Genomic DNA, 16,069 nt, shown 5'->3' with positions numbered 1-16,069 from the left:
TTTTCGAGCGAAGCGGAAGAAAGCGGGTTACAAGCAAAGGATTGGAGCCCGGTTCTGATGCCATCAGAACCGATAAGGCTCCAAGGGGGATTTCTAGCGTGTTTTCAATGGACCTGCTGCTCGGTGCGGTGGTGCTGGGGGTGCTGCTCGGCTGCTTCTATGCAGCCGTCAGCGTCGGGCTGTCCGTTTCGTTCGGACTGCTCGACGTGCCCCATGTCGCGCATCCGGCATTTCTGGTGCTGGCGTCCTACGGCGTATTCCTGCTCAACGACCGCTATGACATCGACCCGCTGGTTGCGGGGCTGATCATCACGCCGTTGTTCTTCGTGTTCGGCCTGGTCGCCTATCGCATCTATTACGAAATCTTCGAGAAACGCGGCAGCGATGCCGCCGTCCGCGGCATCGCATTCTTCTTCGGCATCGCCTTCATCATCGAGGTGCTGATCATCCTGCAGTTCGGCGTCGACCAGCAATCGGTCTCGGCGAGCTATATCGGACAGTCGTGGCGGTTCGGTGAGTTCCGGATCCCGATCCGGCAACTGGTCGCGTTTGCCGTCGCGTTGGGGCTGACGGTCTCGCTGGCGCTGTATCTGTCGAAAACCTTCATGGGCCGCGCGATCCGCGCCGTGGCGCAGGACGAGGAGGCGCTGCGGCTGATGGGCGCCAACCCGGTCCGGATCAAGCAATTTGCCTTCGGCATTGCGACCGCAGTGCTCGGGATGGCCGGTGCGCTCCTGATTATCGTGGCACCGGTCGAGCCGACGCTCGACCGCGCCTATATCGGGCGGACGTTCTGCGTCGTCGTGATGGCCGGGCTCGGCAGCATGACCGGCACGCTGGTTGCCGCCATTATCCTCGGCGTCGCCGAGACCATCGTGCTCACGCTGTTCGGGGCCTCCTGGGCGCCGGCGATCTCGTTCGCGATGCTGCTCGCGGTGCTGGCTATCCGGCCGCAAGGTCTGCTCGGCCGATGAGTACACGACGCAACAGTATCGCCTTCTGGGCCGGCATCGCCGTCTTTCTCGTCGCGGTCATGGCGATGACGCAGATCGTCCGCAACGAGTATCCGTTCTTTGCCGGCTATGTGATCCTGCAGTTCGTCGTGTTGTCGGTCGCCTGGAGCATCCTCGGCGGCTACGCCGGTTACGTCAATTTCGGCACCAACGCCTTCTTCGGCGTCGGGGTCTACACCGCGGTCGCCTTGTTCAAGGTGTCGGGGGCGCCGCTTGTGGTGCAGATATCAGCGGCCGCGGTTGTCGGCATGCTGCTCGGGCTCGCGGTCGGCCTGCTGACCCTGCGCATGCGGGGCATCTTTTTTTCGATTGCGACGATCGCGCTCGCGATCATCATCGAGACGTCAGTCATGAACTGGCGGTTCGTCGGCGGCGCGGCCGGCATCCAGTTGCAGCGGCCGCCCGTCATGGCGCCGTTCGACAGCTACGTGAAGATGCTGTTCTTCGTGCAGGGCGTGTTGGTGGTGATTGCGGTGGCAATCGCGCGCTATATCCAGAACTCCCGGATCGGCCGCGGCCTGCAGGCGCTGCGGGACGACGAACTCGCCGCCGAATGCACCGGCGTGCCGACCCTCAAGCTCAAATTGGTCGCCTGCATGATCTCGGGCGCGTTGATCTCCGCGGCCGGCGCGCCGGCGGCGATGTACCTGCAATATGCCGATCCTTCTTCGGCTTTCAATCTCAGCTACTCGGTCTCGGTGCTGGCGATGGCGCTGATCGGGGGCACCGCGCACTGGATCGGTCCGGTGCTCGGGGCGATCCTGCTCGGCACCACCCAGCAGCTTCTGGCCGTCACCATCTCGTCGGAAGTCAACGTGCTGGTGCTCGGCATCATGCTGGTCGTGTTCGTGGTGGCGGCGCCCAAGGGCATCATCGGACTACTGCGGCCGCGCTACCGCTTGCGCGCGGGAGGCAAGACATGACGCAAGATATTACGTCAGTCGACGCACCCCTGCTGCAGATCGATGGCCTGACCAAGACCTTTGGCGGCTTCACCGCGCTCGACAATATCAGCGTCGATATCAAAAAAGGCGAACGCTTCGGTCTGATCGGCCCCAACGGCTCGGGCAAGACCACGCTGATCAACTGCATTTCCGGCGCGTTGCGTCAAAATGCCGGGAGCGTGATGTTCTGCGGCGAGGACATCACGCAACTGCCGCCGCACTTGCGCGCGCGCCGCGGCATCGCCCGCTCTTTCCAGATTCCGCGGCCGTTCAAGAGCATGACGGTGCTGGAAAATCTCATGGTTGGCCTCGACTTTGCTTCCGTGCCCGGCGCTGCCGCCGCCGCGTTGCCGGAGGAAGAAGTCGCAATGTCGATTCTCGCGCGGATGGGGCTGGCGGCCAAGGCCGGCGCGCCGACCGATACGCTGAGCCAGGTGGAGTTGCGCAAGATGGAGTTGGCGCGCGCCATGGCGATGCGCCCGAAACTCCTGATTTCCGACGAAGCGATGGCCGGGCTGTCCCATTCCGAGGTCGACGAGGTGCTCGACCTCCTGATCAGCCTCGGCGACGAGGACATCACCATCATCATGATCGAGCACATCATGCAGGCGGTGATGCGGTTTTCGAAGCGGATGATGTGCCTCGATGCCGGCCGGATCATCGCCCTCGGCGCGCCGGACGAGGTGATGGCGAACAAGCGGGTGCAGGAGGCCTACCTTGGCACTTAGCCTCGCCATCGACGGCCTCCATGCCGGCTACGGCGCCGTCAAGGCGCTGCGCGGTGTCACGCTCGGTGTCGAGGCCGGCGAGACCGTGGCGCTGCTCGGCACCAACGGCAACGGCAAGAGCACGCTGATGAAGTGCGTCATGGGCCTGGTTCGCCCGGAGCACGGCACTATTACGCTGACCATCGACGGCGCGGCGCATGACCTGACCAAACTCTCCACCGAAGAGATCGTCGATCTCGGCGTGGCGCTGGTGCCCGAGGGGCGGCGGCTGTTTCCAAAACTGACGGTCACGGAAAATCTGATGCTCGGCGCCTTCCGCAAGCTCGCCCGCAGCGCCATCGACCGCAACCTCGCGCTCGCCTTCGAGACCTTTCCGGTGCTGAAGGAGCGCGCCAACCAGCTCGCCGGCACCATGTCCGGCGGCCAGCAGCAGATGCTGGCGATCGCACGCGCGCTGATGTCGTCGCCGCGGCTGTTGCTGATCGACGAACCGTCGGTCGGGCTGTCGCCGCTTCTGGTGTCGCAGACCATCGCCAAGATCGGCGAACTCAAGGCGCGGGTCGGCCTGACGGTGCTGATGGCGGAGCAGAATTTCAATCAGGCCATCCGGATCGCCGACCGTGGCTACATCATCGTCCATGGCGAGATCGCGGTGGCGGCCCGTTCGGTCGACGAGTTGAAGGCCAACGACATCGTCAAGCGGCTCTATCTCGGCGGCGTCGCCTGACCGGTGTGACAGCGTCATGAATGGCTGGCGATGATTTGATCGTCTGCCGGTTTTACAGCCTCGCCTGCCGCCATCAGTTGCTCCATAATCGCCTCATCGCGCGCAGCGCAGGCGACCAACGAGGCAGCAATGAAGATCGACGACGTCAGGCGAAACGCTTATTCGATGCCGCTGACCAACCCGGCGTTTCCGCCGGCGCCCTATCGCTTCTTCAACCGCGAATATTTCATCATCACCTATCGCACCGATCCGGAGGCGCTGGCCGCCGTGGTGCCGGAACCGCTCGAAATCGCCGAGCCGCTGGTCAAGTACGAGTTCATCCGCATGCCCGACTCGACCGGCTTCGGCGACTACACCGAAACCGGGCAGGTGATCCCTGTGCGTTACAAGGGCGAGGACGGTGGCTACGTCCATTCGATGTATCTGGACGACGAAGCACCGATTGCCGGCGGCCGCGAGCTCTGGGGCTTTCCGAAGAAACTGGCGTCGCCGAAGATCGCGGTCGAGAGCGACGTGCTGGTCGGCACGCTGCATTACGGCTCGGTGCTCTGCGCCTCGGCCACCATGGGCTACAAGCACCGCGAGATCGACCACGACGCGGTGCTGAAGTCGATGAAGGCGCCGAACTTCATGCTGAAGATCATCCCGCATGTCGACGGCAGTCCGCGGATCTGTGAACTGGTGCGCTATTATCTCGAGGACATCACGCTGAAGGAGGCGTGGACCGGGCCGGGCGCGCTCGGCCTGTTTCCGCATGCGCTGGCCGACGTCGCCCGGCTGCCGGTGCGCGAAGTGGTTTCAGCGACGCATTTCAAGGCCGACCTGACGCTCGGCCTCGGGACGGTCGATTTCGATTATCTGGCGAAGTGACGAACGTCATTCCGGGATGGTGCGTTAGCACCAGACCCGGAATCTCGAGATTCCGGGTTCGCGTCTTCGACGCGCCCCGGAATGACAACCCCTCTTCAGTGCGCGCCCTTCAGCGTGCACGAGGTCGAGCAGGTCGTGGTCACGCCGCGCTCGCAGGCGATGCACACCGCGACGCACTGCTTCATGTCCTTGGGATTGTAGGCGCTGTAAAGCTGCCGCGTGCAGCTGTCGATCGAACCCGTGAAATCGCTGCTGTTCTCGGGCTTGCATGAAGCCAGTGCTGCCGCGGACAGGACAATGAAGACGATGGAGCGCATGCGGGCGGTTCCGCCTGGGGAACCGTCGCTGAAAAAAGCTGCGGCGATCGCCCGGGCCTTCGCGAAAATTTACGCCTCAGGATCGCGCGATTGGATTAAGCGAACGTTACGACGGGTTGCATACCCGGATGGGTAGTAGTTCTACCGTTTCGGGCTCTGCACCCTGTGGTGCAGAGCCGGGACGGTGCCGCTTGCTCAGCGCACCAGCACGTTGCGGAACTGCCAGGGGTCCGAGGTGTCGATGTCTTCCGGGAACAGGCCGGGCCGGTCTTTGAGCGGCGTCCAGTCGGTGTAATAGCCCTTCACCGGGCCGAGATACGGCATCTGGATTTCCAGCAGACGATCGAAATCCATCTCGTCGGCTTCGACGATGCCTTCGTTCGGGTTTTCCAGCGCCCACACCATGCCGCCGAGCACGGCGGAGGTCACTTGCAGGCCGGTGGCGTTCTGATAGGGCGCGAGTTTGCGGGTCTCTTCGATGGAGAGCTGCGAGCCGTACCAGTAGGCATTGTTGTCATGGCCGAACAGCAGCACGCCGAGTTCGTCGATGCCGTCGACGATTTCGTTCTCATCGAGGATGTGGTGCTTTTCCTGCATCTTCGCTGCGCGGCCGAACATTTCATGCAGCGACAGCACGGCATCGTCAGCCGGATGATAGGCATAGTGGCAGGTCGGCCGATAGATCGCCGTGCCCGATGCGTCACGCACCGTGAAGTAGTCGGAGATCGAGATCGACTCGTTGTGGGTGACGAGGAAGCCATACTGCGCGCCGCGGGTCGGGCACCAGGTGCGCACGCGCGTGTTGGCGCCGGGCTGCATGAGATAGATGGCGGCGCCGCAGCCAGCTTCGTGGGTATGCGCATTCTCGGGCATCCATTTTTCATGGGTGCCCCAACCGAGTTCGGACGGCTGCACGCCTTCCGACAGGAAACCTTCCACCGACCAGGTGTTGACGAATACGTCCGGCTCTTTCGGCGACTTGGAGCGCTGGGTGTCGCGTTCGGCGATGTGGATGCCCTTGACGCCAGCCTGCCGCATCAAGTCCGCCCATTCGGCTTTGGTCTTCGGCTTGGGGGCATTGAGCTTCAGATCAGCGGCGACATTGAGTAGCGCCTGCTTGACGAAAAAGGAGACCATGCCGGGATTGGCGCCACAGCAGGAGACGGCCGTCGTCGAGCCCGCGGGGCGCGCCTTCTTGGCGGCCAGCGTCACTTCGCGAAGCGCGTAGTTGGAGCGTGCTTCCGGGCCCTTCGAAGAATCGAAATAGAAGCCGAGCCAGGGCTCGTTGACAGTGTCGATATAAAGAGCGCCGAGTTCGTTGCAGAGTTCCATGATGTCGGTAGAGCCGGTATCGACCGAGAGATTGACGCAAAAACCCTGGCCGCCGCCTTCAGTGAGCAGCGGGGCAAGCAAGTCGCGATAATTGTCCCTGGTCACGCCCTGCTGGATGAATCTTACATTGTGCTTCTCGCAATGTGCCTTGCGGCCCTCGTCCTTGGGATCGATCACGGTGATGCGCGACTTGTCGTAATCGAGATGCCGCTCGATCATCGGCAATGTGCCTTTGCCGATCGAGCCGAACCCGATCATGACAATGGGGCCGGTAATCTTCGCGTAGATCTGCGATGCGGGGGAAGCGGACATTGGCATTGGACTCCGGGAGAGAATGCGAACGCGCAAAACGCGCGTTCAGGGAATGCTGGGTTGCAGTGGCTGGGGTGATCGTTGCCGATCGGTGTCAGGCGGTCAATTGGGTCCGCGAACGTCCAGGACGGTGAGCGATCTCTGTTCGCCCGACGGCGTTTCGAAGCTGATGGCCTGTCCGGCCGACAGCCCGATCAGCGCGGCGCCGATCGGGGTCAGAACCGAGACGCGGCCGGCGTCGATGTCAGCCGCGTTCGGATAGACCAGCCTGACCTGCTTCTGCAAGCCGGTCGCGTCGTCCCTGAAAGTCACTTCGGATTCCATTCCGACGATTCCGACCAGCGGCGCCGTATCGGGAACGACCGTCGCGCGTTCGATTTCGCGGGCCAGGAATTCGGCCGTGGCCGGAAAGGTCTCGGCGGAAGCGTCGGCGAGATGGCCGAGCCGTTCGCGGTCCGCCTGTCGGATCTTGATGGGAGGAAGCTGTGTGCGAGGCAAATGGGTCATGGTTTTTCACGGTTATTCGGACGCGCCATGCCGGCGGCATGAAGCGATCAATACTGGACAAATGTGACGTTGCGGGGAGTTTAAATCGCAGGCAATCGAACCCGGACGGGGCAAGGCTCTCCGTCCGGGCTACCTTCCTGCGAGAAGGTGACCGGCGCGCAGCAACAATCGTTTGCTATGCAGGCTCATCATGATGCCTTGAACCTAGGTGCGTTGCCGGCAAAGTCAACCGGCGGGACGATGTGGTATTCGGTCGCGTAACAGGCCGGCAGCCGCGGCCGGCGGGTTTCAGGTGCGGCGCTTGGCGGTCACTTCGATCTCGACCTTCATCTCGGGTTTGGCGAGGGCGGTGACCACCAGCAGCGTCGCGGCGGGGCGGATGTCGCCGAGCACTTCGCCGCAGACCGCGAAGTGGGCATCGATATACTCAGCGTCGGTGACGTAGTAGGTCGCGCGGACGATGTCGGCCATCGCGAAGCCGCCTTCCTTGAGGGCGGCCCCGATGGTCTTGAAGCAATTCCGTGACTGGCTTGCGACGTCGGCCGGCATCGTCATGCTGGTGTAGTCGTAGCCGGTGGTGCCGGCGACGAAGGCGAAATCGCCGTCGATCACGGCGCGGCTGTAGCCGACGGTCTTCTCAAGCGGCGAGCCGGTGGAAATCAGGTGTCGGGGCATCGGGACCTCGATCCGGTGAATGATCCAAAAAAAAGCTGAGATGGTGCGGTTTAAGGGTTTTTTCCCTGATCGCGCAACCCCGCGTCAGGCGGCGTGCGGCACCGGCTGCAGCGCCTTGCGGGCGCGAACGGTCCGGGATTTCAGCTCCGGCGCGCCGGTCGCTGTGATCATGCCCCAGGCGCCGTCGAGCGCGCCTTCGGAGAGTTCGAGGCCGAGCAGCCGGTCGCGCTCGAACGGACCGGGCAGCAAGAGCTCTCCGGTCTTGGCGCCCGAGAAGCCGAACCTGATGTAGTAGGGTGCGTCGCCGAGCAGAATGACCGCGCGATGGCCACGCGCCTTCGCCGCCGCGAGCGCGTGGTCCATCAGCGCAGCCCCAGCACCGAACTTGCGGGAGGATGCCTCTACCGCGAGCGGGCCGAGCATGAGCGCCGGCTTGCCGCCGACGCTGACGTGCCACAACCGCACGGTGCCCACCAGGCGGCCTCGCGCCGTGGCCGACAAGGCAAGGCCTTCGGCGGGCGCACGTTCGTCACGCAGGCGCTGGCAGGTGCGATTAAGGCGATTGTCGCCAAAGCAGGCATCCAGCAGCGCTTCGCGCGCAACAACGTCCGAGGAACGCTCCGCACGGATCGCGAACGGAGCGGCATCGGAGGTGAGGGCGATGGTGGTCTTCCGCAAAGCAGTCATGGCACGTCAGTCTCCACTCCAACGGCCAGTCAGGACGCGGAGCGTTGTTTCGAAAATTCGCAAAAGCGGGGGTGGGAGCCGGCGCAGCGGCTCCTCGTTTTCTTGCTCCCTCTCCCGCTTGCGGGGGAGGGCTGGGGTGGGGGTGTCACCACGATTCCGACCGCTCGTGTGGAGAGAGTTTCCCCCACCCGGCGCTTCGCGCCGACCTAAGAGCGAGCTTCGCTCGTCTCGACCCCCGCAAGCGGGAGAGGTAAGAACGCTCAGATGTGGTAGGTCCGCAGCGGCGGGATGCCATTGAACGCGACCGACGAGTAGGTCGACGTATAGGCCCCGGTGCCTTCGATCAGCAGCTTGTCGCCGATCTCGAGCGTTACCGGGAGCGGATACGGCATCTTCTCGTACAGCACGTCGGCGGAATCGCAGGTTGGACCTGCGAGCACGCACGGCGTCATCTCCGCGCCGTCATGCGGGGTGCGGATGGCGTAACGGATCGACTCGTCCATCGTCTCGGCGAGACCGCCGAACTTGCCGATGTCGAGATACACCCAGCGCACCTCGTCCTCGTCGCTCTTCCTGGAGATCAGGACGACTTCGGTCTCGATGATGCCGGCATTGCCGACCATGCCGCGGCCCGGCTCGATGATGGTTTCCGGGATCTGGTTGCCGAAGTGCTTGCGCAGCGCACGGAAGATCGACCGGCCGTATTGCACGACCGGAGGAACGTCCTTGAGGTACTTGGTCGGGAATCCGCCGCCCATGTTGACCATGGACAGGTTGATCCCGCGCTCCGCGCAGTCACGGAACACCGTCGAGGCCATCGACAGCGCACGGTCCCACGCCTTCACCTTGCGCTGCTGCGAGCCGACGTGGAACGAGATCCCGCACGGTTCCAGGCCCAGACGCTTGGCGAGGTCGAGCACATCGACCGCCATCTCCGGATCGCAACCGAACTTGCGCGACAGCGGCCATTCGGCGCCTGCGCAATCATAGAGAATGCGGCAGAACACTTTTGAGCCGGGGGCAGCCCGGGCGATCTTTTCGACTTCGGCGGCGCAGTCGACCGCAAACAGGCGAATGCCGAGCGCGAAGGCGCGCGCGATGTCGCGCTCCTTCTTGATCGTATTGCCATAGGAGATGCGGTCCGCCGTCGCACCGGCAGCCAGCGCCATTTCGATTTCGGCCACGGTTGCGGTGTCGAAGCACGAGCCCATCGAGGCCAGGAGCGACAGCACTTCGGGCGACGGATTTGCCTTCACCGCGTAGAACACGCGGCTGTCCGGCAGGGCCTTCGAGAAGGTCTGGTAGTTGTCGCGCACGACTTCGAGGTCGACCACGAGGCACGGCTCGGTGTCCTGGCCCTCGCTGCGGCGGTTGCGCAGGAATTCCTGAATACGTTCGGTCATAGCACTCTCCCAAACGGCCCAGCGACGGGGTTCCGTTCAAAAAATTGATGTCGGATATGAGTGCCCGGCCCAATTGCGCGATGGAGGCGCAACGAAGCCAAAATACTCAGACCAGACTGTGCTGCCGTGGATTGGTTGGGAAATTTCCCGCCCGCACACCTGGCAATGAAGGACAAGCCTTTTCAGTAGCCCGCGCCGGCGTTGGAATGCCGGTAGAGACCAAAAAAGCCCGATCCGTCGTTGCTTTAAGTCGCGTCCCCCGTTGAGAGCGGGGTGCGCCGGTTCGCCTCCGGCTGCCAGTCACGGTTGCAAAGGATGCAGAGACCTTCAACGGCATCTCTTGAGAGAGATGCTGGCCACTCGAACTTGACTAGCTCAAGCTTGAATGACCCTCGGTTCTTCATCCCTTGGCGGCTGTCCGGCCTCTTGTCCGGATACCTACCGACTGACACACGACCACAGGCACGTGCGAAATTGGGCAAAAGTGCAAATAAGGTATTTGAATCCGCTTCGCAACATTTTTTTTAGGTTGATACCAAATTTACCTAACACCTGCTTACAGCGCCGCGCGCGCTCCTGTGCGCGCGACGTCAAACATGAATGGATATTAAGATTTTGCCGGCCAGCGCGTTTGCGTTTGTGCCTGTGCCGCAGCGGTTTCTCGGATTCGAGAAATCATGCGCGCGTGAAGCGCTTCAGGCCCGCTTGAAAAACGGCTCGATGCGCTGGGCTGCGCGGATGAAGGCCACCATGATCAGCACGCCGAGCGCAAACAGCACGGCCTGCAGGATGTGCGCGCCGGTGTCGTCGAGCCCGAACAGAATCGCGAGCGCCCAGCCACCGGCAAACGCCGCGCCGAACACCTCCGCGCCGATCAGGATCGCCGCCGAAATCACCGTGACGACGCTCGGCCAGACGATCTCGCGGGTGGGCTTGGAGGCGGGCAGTTGGCTCATGGATCGGGTCCTGTTTGAGGCCGCAATCTCTCCGAAAAGGCCCTCGCTATCAAGCGTAAAAGGCCCAAAAATGCCGCATCGCGTGATATAGATTGCCGCAGATTTCAGGGCGTTTTCGCGAAGGCAAACGCGTCAAAACAAAGGCGGAAGCCCGAACGGGCTTGAGGGCCAGAATGGGAATTGAGATGTCAGAACCCCTGCAAACTACGGACAATCCGGAAGCCAATCCGCTGCTGCAAGCGTGGCAGACGCCGTTCGAGACGCCGCCCTTTGCCGAGATTCTCCCGGGACACTTCCTGCCGGCCTTCGAGCGGGCCTTTGCCGACCATTCGGCCGAAGTCGCGGCGATCACCCACGACCCGTCGGCGCCCGACTTCGCCAACACCATCACGGCGCTGGAGCGCTCCGGAAAGCTGCTCGCGAAGGTCTCGGCGGTGTTCTACGACCTGGTCTCGGCCAACTCCAACCCGGAAATCCTCGCCATCGACAAGGAGGTCTCGCCACGGATGGCGCGGCACTGGAACCCGATCATGATGAACGCGGTGCTGTTCGGCCGGATCGCGCTGATCCACAACAACCGCGCCACGCTGGGGCTATCGGGCGAGCAGATGCGGCTGCTGGAGCGCACCTACAACAACTTCCACCGTGCCGGCGCCGGCCTCGACGAGGCCGCCAAGGCGCGCCGCGCCGCGATCAACGAGCGGCTGGCGGAGCTCGGGACCTCCTTCAGCCACCATCTGCTCGGCGACGAACAGGACTGGTTCATGGAACTCGGCGAGGACGATTTCGGCGGCCTGTCGGAGGCGTTCGTCGCATCGGCGAAGGCTGCGGCGGAAGAGCGCGGGCTCGCCGGCAAGGCGATCGTGACGTTGTCGCGCTCCTCGGTCGAGCCGTTCCTGAAAGGCTCGTCCCGCCGCGACCTGCGCGAGAAGGCGTTCCGCGCCTTTACCGCGCGCGGCGACAACGGCAACGCCAACGACAACAACGCGACCATCGTCGAAATTCTCAGCCTGCGTGAAGAGGCCGCGAAGATCATGGGTTATCCGACCTATGCCGCCTATCGGCTGGAGGATTCCATGGCCAAGACGCCGGACGCCGTGCGCAGCCTCCTGGAGCGGGTCTGGAAGCCGGCGCGGGCCCGGGCGATGGCGGACCGCGACGCCCTGCAGGCGCTGGTCGCGGAGGAGGGCGGCAATTTTGCGCTGGCCCCGTGGGACTGGCGCTACTACGCGGAGAAGCTCAGGCAGCGCCGCGCCAATTTCGACGACGCCGCCATCAAACCCTATCTGGTGCTCGACCACATGATCGACGCCGCCTTCGACTGCGCTACCCGCCTGTTCGGCGTCACGTTCTCCGAGCGCAAGGATATCCCGGTCTGGCATCCCGATGTCCGGGTCTGGGAGGTCAAGGATGCCGGCGGCAAGCACAAGGCGCTGTTCTATGGCGACTACTTCGCACGGCCCTCAAAACGTTCCGGCGCCTGGATGACCTCGCTGCGCGACCAGCAGAAGCTCGACGGCGAGATTGCGCCGCTGGTGATCAATGTCTGCAACTTCTCCAAGGGCGCCGGCAGCGAGCCGTCGCTATTGTCGCCCGACGACGCGCGGACGCTGTTCCACGAGTTCGGCCACGGCCTGCACGGCATGATGTCTGACGTCACCTATCCCTCGCTGTCGGGGACATCAGTATTCACCGACTTCGTCGAACTGCCCTCGCAGCTCTACGAGCACTGGCAGGAACAGCCTCAGGTGCTCAGGCAGTTCGCAAAACACTACCAGACCGGCGAGCCGCTGCCGGACGACCTGCTCAAGCGCTTCCTCGCCGCGCGAAAATTCAACCAGGGCTTTGCCACCGTGGAGTTCGTCTCCTCGGCGCTGATCGACCTGGAATTCCACACCCAGCCGGCCGCCGCCAGCCGCGACGTGCGGGCGTTCGAGAAGGCCGAGCTGGAAAAGATCGGCATGCCCGCTGAAATCGCGCTGCGGCACCGGCCCACCCAGTTCGGCCACATCTTCTCCGGCGATCACTATGCGTCGGGCTATTACAGCTACATGTGGTCCGAGGTGATGGACGCCGACGCGTTCGGCGCCTTCGAGGAGGCCGGCAACATCTTCGATCCCGCCACCGCCAAGCGGCTGCTCGACGACATCTATTCGTCGGGCGGTTCGGTCGACCCTGAAGATGCCTATGTCGCCTTCCGCGGCCGCGAGCCCGAGCCCGATGCGCTGCTGCGCCGCCGCGGGCTGCTCGAAACGCCAGAGGCCGCGTGAGCGAGCCGAGCTCTCTCAACGTGTCGTCCCGGCGAAGGCCGGGACCCATAGCCACCGATGTTCATGGTGAAGGAACGCGTCTGCCACATTGCCCAAAAGCGACGGCACGGCGTATGGGTCCCCGCCTTCGCGGGGACGACATGCTGCGCGTTTTGTTCGGACTGTTGGCTTTGATCTTCGCGGCGCTAGCCTTCCCATCCTCCGCGCAGGCCCACCCCCATGTCTGGATCACCGCCAAAAGCGAGGTGATGTACGCGCCCGACGGTTCGGTCTCGGGCGTCCGCCATGCCTGGACCTTTGACGACATGTTCTCGACCTATGCGCTGCAGGGCCTCGAGCCCAAAACCAAAGGCGCCTACAGCCGCGAGGAGCTGGCGCCGCTGGCGCAGACCAATGTGGAGTCGCTGAAGGAATACGGCTTCTTCACCTTCGCGCGTGCCGACGGGGCCAAGCAGCGATTCCTCGAGCCGGTCGATTACTTCCTCGAATTCAAGGACAGTCTCCTGACCCTGCATTTCACGCTGCCGGCAAAGACGCCGTTCAAGGCGAAGCAACTGGTGCTGGAGGTGTTCGACCGCGCCTTCTTCATCGACTTCCAATATGCCGAGAAGGACCCGGTGACGCTGGTCGGCGCGCCCGCCGATTGCAGGATGCAATTCCAGCGGCCCAATGACGGCTCTGCGGCCGCGCAAAAGCTCGGCGAGCAGAATTTTCTCTCCGGCGAAGGCGGAAATTTCGGCATGATGTTCGCCAACAAGATCACGGTGGATTGCCCATGACGTCACGCACCCCCTTCACCCGCTGCCTCGCGATCGGTGTCGCGGCCCTCGCGGCCATCCTGCTTGTCGACGGCGCGCTGCACGTGCTCGCGGCGCAGAACCCCTTTGGCGGTCCACGGCCGGCCGCCGAGCCGCAGGTCGGTGGCATCGTCGGATGGCTCTTGGCCAAGCAGTCGGAATTCTATCGCGAGATGTCGGTGACGATCCGTGCCGCCAAGTCGGACGGCTCCGCGGTCTGGACCCTGCTCGCGATCTCGTTTGCTTATGGGATTTTCCACGCCGCCGGCCCCGGCCACGGCAAGGCTGTCATTTCGTCCTACCTCGTCGCCAACCGCGAGACCGCGCGGCGCGGCATCGCTCTCGCGTTCGCCTCGGCGCTGCTGCAGGCGCTGGTCGCGGTGGTGGTGGTCGGCATTTGTGCGTGGCTATTGAATGCGACCGCGAAAACGATGTGTGGGGCGGAGCGGGCGATCGAGATCGCCAGCTACATTCTGATCGCGGCGTTCGGCATCCGCCTGGTCTGGACCAAGGGCGGTGGTTTTATACGCGCATTGCAGGTGAAGCCGGTACTGGTGCCGGCGATGGCGATGGCAGCCGTGCATCATCACGACCACAACCATGCGCACAGCGATCACGATCACCATGACCATGTTCACGATCACGGCCATCACCATCGTCACGCGCATGCCGATCATGATCATGACCAGGGCCATCATCATGATCACGGTCACGTCCATGACGAGCATTGCGGCCACTCGCACGGCCCGACGCCGGATCAGCTCGCCGGCCCCGGCGGCTGGCAGCGCGGCCTCGGTGCGATCTTCGCGGTCGGCCTGCGGCCCTGTTCGGGTGCGATCCTGGTGCTGGTATTCGCGCTGGCGCAGGGCCTGTTCTGGGCCGGCATCGCCGCAACCTTCGTGATGGGGCTGGGCACCGCGATCACGGTCGCGACCATCGCCGTGCTCGCGGTCTCCGCGCGAGGCCTCGCCCAGCGCCTCAGCGGCGGCAGCGACGGCCGCGGCACGCTTGTCATGCGCGGCATCGAATTCGCCGCGGCGGGTCTGGTGCTGCTGTTCGGGATCGGCCTGCTGTTCGGCTATCTCGCGGCCGAGCGGGTGACGTGTTTATAAGGCTGCAATGTAGCCCGGATGAGCGAAGCGACATCCGGGGCCCTGTCCCCGCATATCGCTTCGCTCATGCGGGCTACGAGGCTACGGTCCTCATCCTGAGGAGCCGCGAAGCGGCGTCTCGAAGGATGGCCACGGGCCACATGGTTCGAGACGGCGCTGCGCGCCTCCTCACCATGAGGAGTCGATCGTTGCTGCGGGCTTTGAGGTGCCGGCCTGATCGGATATGCAAGCGCAAACCCGCAACCGGAGCCCCCATGTCACGCGAGCAATTCTGGTTCTTCCATCCCTTTCGCGTCCGCTATTCCGAGATCGATGGCCAGGGCGTCGTCTTCAACGCGCATTACCTGACCTACTTCGACACGACCATCACCGAGTATTTTCGCGCGCTGGGCTACGACCAGTTTGCCGATGCCAAGGCGACCGGCATCGATTTCCACGTCGTCAAATCCGTGATCGAGTACAAGGCGCCGGTGCTGTTCGACCAGGAGCTGGACGTCGGCGCCAGGGTGGCGCGGATCGGCAATTCAAGCCTGACCTTCGAACTCGCGATCTTTCTGAAAGGCGGCGATGAAGCGCTGGTGACCGGCGAGATCGTCTGGGTCTACACTGATCAGCAGAGCCATCGTCCGGTGCCGATCTCGAAGCCGATCCGGGACCTCATTGCGACGCGGGAGCAACAACCGTGAGTTTCTTCGAGCGTCTCAAGACAGCAGCAAGTGCCGAATGGCGGGCCTACACCGGGCATCCCTTCACCGACGCGATGGCTGATGGTTCGCTCCCTGAGGCGGCGTTTCGTCACTACCTCGTTCAGGATTATCTGTTCCTGATCGAGTTTGCCCGGGCCTACGCGCTCGCGATCTACAAGTCGCCCAGTCTCGCCGATATGCGCGAGTCGGCGGCGGGTCTTTCGGCCATCCTCGACGTCGAGATGGACCTTCACATCAAACTCTGCGCCGGCTGGGGGCTGTCGCCGGGCGATCTCGAACGCGCGCCTCCCGCGGTCGAGATGCTGGCCTACACGCGCTATGTGCTGGATGCGGGAATGCGCGGCGATCTGCTGGCGCTCAAGGTGGCGCTGGCGCCTTGCGTGATCGGCTATGCAGAGATTGCAACGCGGCTCGCCTCGCGGCCCGGCGCACGCGCGGCAACGAATCCGTACAGCGTCTGGATCTCGGAATATGCCGGCGCGCTTTATCAGGAGGTCGCGGCCAATGCGCGCGCGCAACTCGAGCGACTCGCCAGTCGCTACGCCACGCCGGCCCGCGAGGCCGAATTGATCGCGATCTTTCGGGAAGCCACCCGGCTTGAGGCCGATTTCTGGGAAATGGGCTGGCGCGCGAGGCCGTGAGTCGCTGCTGCGCGCAAGGATGATGTTGAGCGAGCGGGTGCGACAAAACGACCCGACGGGCAAATCATAAA

17 protein-coding genes are annotated in these 16,069 nt (G+C 63.6%); 10 read left to right on the top strand and 7 right to left on the bottom strand.

Annotated features, from left to right (window positions below; translation table 11 throughout):
- Positions 1 to 107: 107 nt before the first annotated feature.
- From BLR13_RS13320 to BLR13_RS13300, 5 genes are all read left to right on the top strand, one after another.
- Positions 108 to 974: a branched-chain amino acid ABC transporter permease gene (locus tag BLR13_RS13320; protein ID WP_244525247.1), complete on the top strand. Its 867-nt coding sequence runs from the start codon at positions 108 to 110 to the stop codon at positions 972 to 974.
- A complete protein-coding gene (locus tag BLR13_RS13315) occupies positions 971 to 1,936 on the top strand; it encodes a branched-chain amino acid ABC transporter permease (RefSeq protein WP_074823382.1) in 966 nt (321 codons plus the stop codon). The genes BLR13_RS13320 and BLR13_RS13315 overlap by 4 nt, the downstream gene beginning before the upstream one ends.
- A complete protein-coding gene (locus BLR13_RS13310) occupies positions 1,933 to 2,685 on the top strand; it encodes an ABC transporter ATP-binding protein (protein ID WP_074823384.1) in 753 nt (250 codons plus the stop codon). The genes BLR13_RS13315 and BLR13_RS13310 overlap by 4 nt, the downstream gene beginning before the upstream one ends.
- Positions 2,675 to 3,412 carry an ABC transporter ATP-binding protein gene (locus BLR13_RS13305; RefSeq protein WP_074823387.1) on the top strand — a complete coding sequence of 246 codons (738 nt, stop codon included), beginning with the start codon at positions 2,675 to 2,677 and terminating at the stop codon, positions 3,410 to 3,412. Before BLR13_RS13310 ends, BLR13_RS13305 begins: the two co-directional genes overlap by 11 nt.
- Before the next feature lie 129 nt (positions 3,413 to 3,541).
- A complete protein-coding gene (locus BLR13_RS13300; protein WP_074823390.1) occupies positions 3,542 to 4,282 on the top strand; it encodes an acetoacetate decarboxylase in 741 nt (246 codons plus the stop codon).
- Between the two features lie 95 nt (positions 4,283 to 4,377).
- Here BLR13_RS13300 and BLR13_RS13295 read toward each other — a convergent pair whose 3' ends face one another.
- The 7 genes from BLR13_RS13295 to BLR13_RS13260 all read right to left on the bottom strand — a co-directional run bounded on the left by BLR13_RS13295 (position 4,378) and on the right by BLR13_RS13260 (position 10,471).
- Positions 4,378 to 4,599 carry a hypothetical protein gene (locus tag BLR13_RS13295; protein WP_074823393.1) on the bottom strand — a complete coding sequence of 74 codons (222 nt, stop codon included), beginning with the start codon at positions 4,597 to 4,599 and terminating at the stop codon, positions 4,378 to 4,380.
- 195 nt (positions 4,600 to 4,794) lie between these two features.
- Positions 4,795 to 6,243: a homospermidine synthase gene (locus BLR13_RS13290; protein ID WP_074823396.1), complete on the bottom strand. Its 1,449-nt coding sequence runs from the start codon at positions 6,241 to 6,243 to the stop codon at positions 4,795 to 4,797.
- Between the two features lie 102 nt (positions 6,244 to 6,345).
- Entirely contained in the window at positions 6,346 to 6,750 is a 405-nt protein-coding gene (gene rnk, locus BLR13_RS13285; protein WP_074823399.1) for a nucleoside diphosphate kinase regulator, read from the bottom strand.
- A gap of 288 nt (positions 6,751 to 7,038) precedes the next feature.
- Entirely contained in the window at positions 7,039 to 7,425 is a 387-nt protein-coding gene (locus BLR13_RS13280) for a RidA family protein (protein ID WP_074823402.1), read from the bottom strand.
- An 84-nt stretch (positions 7,426 to 7,509) separates the two neighbouring features.
- Positions 7,510 to 8,112: a GNAT family N-acetyltransferase gene (locus BLR13_RS13275; protein WP_074823405.1), complete on the bottom strand. Its 603-nt coding sequence runs from the start codon at positions 8,110 to 8,112 to the stop codon at positions 7,510 to 7,512.
- Positions 8,113 to 8,372: 260 nt separating this feature from the next.
- Positions 8,373 to 9,515: a type III PLP-dependent enzyme gene (locus tag BLR13_RS13270; protein ID WP_074823408.1), complete on the bottom strand. Its 1,143-nt coding sequence runs from the start codon at positions 9,513 to 9,515 to the stop codon at positions 8,373 to 8,375.
- A 695-nt stretch (positions 9,516 to 10,210) separates the two neighbouring features.
- The gene (locus tag BLR13_RS13260) at positions 10,211 to 10,471 is read right to left on the bottom strand and encodes a hypothetical protein (RefSeq protein WP_074823409.1); all 261 of its coding nucleotides are present in this window, start codon (positions 10,469 to 10,471) and stop codon (positions 10,211 to 10,213) included.
- A gap of 185 nt (positions 10,472 to 10,656) precedes the next feature.
- Between BLR13_RS13260 and BLR13_RS13255 the strand changes: the two genes are divergently transcribed.
- From BLR13_RS13255 to tenA, 5 genes are all read left to right on the top strand, one after another.
- Positions 10,657 to 12,741, top strand: coding sequence for a M3 family metallopeptidase (locus BLR13_RS13255; RefSeq protein WP_074823412.1), 2,085 nt, complete (start codon positions 10,657 to 10,659; stop codon positions 12,739 to 12,741).
- Between the two features lie 140 nt (positions 12,742 to 12,881).
- Positions 12,882 to 13,520 carry a DUF1007 family protein gene (locus BLR13_RS13250; protein WP_074831570.1) on the top strand — a complete coding sequence of 213 codons (639 nt, stop codon included), beginning with the start codon at positions 12,882 to 12,884 and terminating at the stop codon, positions 13,518 to 13,520.
- Positions 13,517 to 14,650, top strand: a complete 1,134-nt coding sequence (locus BLR13_RS13245) for a nickel/cobalt transporter (RefSeq protein WP_091976477.1) — start codon at positions 13,517 to 13,519, stop codon at positions 14,648 to 14,650. Before BLR13_RS13250 ends, BLR13_RS13245 begins: the two co-directional genes overlap by 4 nt.
- 254 nt (positions 14,651 to 14,904) lie before the next feature.
- Positions 14,905 to 15,336, top strand: a complete 432-nt coding sequence (locus BLR13_RS13240) for an acyl-CoA thioesterase (protein WP_074823417.1) — start codon at positions 14,905 to 14,907, stop codon at positions 15,334 to 15,336.
- The gene (gene tenA / locus BLR13_RS13235; RefSeq protein ID WP_074823420.1) at positions 15,333 to 15,998 is read left to right on the top strand and encodes a thiaminase II; all 666 of its coding nucleotides are present in this window, start codon (positions 15,333 to 15,335) and stop codon (positions 15,996 to 15,998) included. Before BLR13_RS13240 ends, tenA begins: the two co-directional genes overlap by 4 nt.
- Positions 15,999 to 16,069: the final 71 nt, after the last annotated feature.

Origin of the sequence: Bradyrhizobium ottawaense (assembly GCF_900099825.1) — a bacterium.
GTDB lineage: Bacteria > Pseudomonadota > Alphaproteobacteria > Rhizobiales > Xanthobacteraceae > Bradyrhizobium > Bradyrhizobium ottawaense_A.
This window is presented reverse-complemented; position numbering and strand designations above follow the sequence as displayed.

Bases quoted from the DNA above. Each gene is read 5' to 3' on its own strand.
- BLR13_RS13270 (WP_074823408.1), bottom strand. From the start codon at position 9,515: ATGACCGAACGTATTCAGGAATTCCTGCGCAACCGCCGCAGCGAGGGC.
- BLR13_RS13295 (WP_074823393.1), bottom strand. From the start codon at position 4,599: ATGCGCTCCATCGTCTTCATTGTCCTGTCCGCGGCAGCACTGGCTTCA.
- BLR13_RS13245 (WP_091976477.1), top strand. From the start codon at position 13,517: ATGACGTCACGCACCCCCTTCACCCGCTGCCTCGCGATCGGTGTCGCG.
- BLR13_RS13290 (WP_074823396.1), bottom strand. From the start codon at position 6,243: ATGTCCGCTTCCCCCGCATCGCAGATCTACGCGAAGATTACCGGCCCC.
- BLR13_RS13280 (WP_074823402.1), bottom strand. From the start codon at position 7,425: ATGCCCCGACACCTGATTTCCACCGGCTCGCCGCTTGAGAAGACCGTC.
- BLR13_RS13320 (WP_244525247.1), top strand. From the start codon at position 108: ATGGACCTGCTGCTCGGTGCGGTGGTGCTGGGGGTGCTGCTCGGCTGC.
- BLR13_RS13315 (WP_074823382.1), top strand. From the start codon at position 971: ATGAGTACACGACGCAACAGTATCGCCTTCTGGGCCGGCATCGCCGTC.
- BLR13_RS13260 (WP_074823409.1), bottom strand. From the start codon at position 10,471: ATGAGCCAACTGCCCGCCTCCAAGCCCACCCGCGAGATCGTCTGGCCG.
- BLR13_RS13275 (WP_074823405.1), bottom strand. From the start codon at position 8,112: ATGACTGCTTTGCGGAAGACCACCATCGCCCTCACCTCCGATGCCGCT.
- BLR13_RS13250 (WP_074831570.1), top strand. From the start codon at position 12,882: ATGCTGCGCGTTTTGTTCGGACTGTTGGCTTTGATCTTCGCGGCGCTA.
- rnk (WP_074823399.1), bottom strand. From the start codon at position 6,750: ATGACCCATTTGCCTCGCACACAGCTTCCTCCCATCAAGATCCGACAG.
- BLR13_RS13240 (WP_074823417.1), top strand. From the start codon at position 14,905: ATGTCACGCGAGCAATTCTGGTTCTTCCATCCCTTTCGCGTCCGCTAT.
- BLR13_RS13310 (WP_074823384.1), top strand. From the start codon at position 1,933: ATGACGCAAGATATTACGTCAGTCGACGCACCCCTGCTGCAGATCGAT.
- BLR13_RS13255 (WP_074823412.1), top strand. From the start codon at position 10,657: ATGTCAGAACCCCTGCAAACTACGGACAATCCGGAAGCCAATCCGCTG.
- BLR13_RS13300 (WP_074823390.1), top strand. From the start codon at position 3,542: ATGAAGATCGACGACGTCAGGCGAAACGCTTATTCGATGCCGCTGACC.